The sequence below is a fragment of the Pueribacillus sp. YX66 genome (assembly GCF_041725775.1).
GTDB lineage: Bacteria > Bacillota > Bacilli > Bacillales > UBA6769 > Pueribacillus.
Genome location: NZ_JBEUEL010000084.1, coordinates 1 through 1,045, shown reverse-complemented (window position 1 = coordinate 1,045; position 1,045 = coordinate 1). Strand labels below are relative to the sequence as shown.

The window sequence follows — 1,045 nt, the reverse complement described above, 5'->3', positions numbered from 1 at the left end:
TTTATTGAAAATTAGGCAGTACATTTTCTGCAAATAAGTTCATTGACTTTAATACTTGTTTTTGTGGTTGTCCGCCGATATTCATCCAGAGAATAACGTTGTTTAAACCTGTCTCTTCCTGGTACTTCTTCAAACCTTTTGTTACAGTTTCAGGTGAACCGATAATGGTATTTTCAGATTGCAAAAATTTGTCGTAATCGACGTTGCGTTCTCTATCAATCACACCAAACGTCGGACGGTTATCACGCTCACTCATATACCAAAGCAACCCTTGCTTGTATTCTTCTGCTGCTTGCTCATCCGTTTCACCGACGTAACAAAATAGAAGTTTGCCTGAACGTGCCATCGTTTCATCTACATAGTCTTCTGATAACCCGGACTCTAAGGCAGTCTTTCGATATAACGAGATTTTATGCATCGTATCCTCGTGTGTAATGCCACCTAACATAAACGAATACCCCTGTTTGGCCGCGTTAATGATAGACGAGTCATTTTGCGACACCATAACAAAAATCGGAGGGCTCGGCTTTTGCACGGGACGAGGATAAACAGGGACATCTTGAATATTGTAAAAGTTCCCTGAATAAGAGACTCGATCATTCGTCAATGCCGTCGTCAGTATGTCGATGGATTCTAAATATTTGTCGTGTCTTTCATCAAAATCGATATTATACGCTTCAAACTCGTAAGCATCATAGCCTTTTCCAACTCCAATGTAGACGCGTCCATTACTTATGACATCAACGAGTGCCATATCTTCAGCAACTTGAAGAGGGTGATGGAGCGGTAATCGTGTCACACCAGAAGCGAGTTTAATCCGTTTTGTCTGAGCTGCAGCGGCCGCCATGTAAACAGGGGTTGAGCTAACGACACCATATTTTCTCGCGTTATGCTCGGCAATCCACGCTGTATCAAAGCCTAATTCATCTGCAACTTTAATTTGTTCAAGACCGTCTCTCAATTCTTCAGCATCAGTTTTCCATGGTGCTACTGAGTTTAAGAAAAATAATCCGAATCTCATTTTGTTACTCATGTTTTCAACTCC

General features: G+C 41.3%; 1 protein-coding gene. It reads right to left on the bottom strand.

The annotated features are described in order from the left end of the window. Window position 1: 1 nt before the first annotated feature. A partial coding sequence (locus ABU914_RS15400) for an LLM class flavin-dependent oxidoreductase (RefSeq protein ID WP_379670572.1) occupies window positions 2-1,045 on the bottom strand: 1,044 nt, incomplete at its 5' end.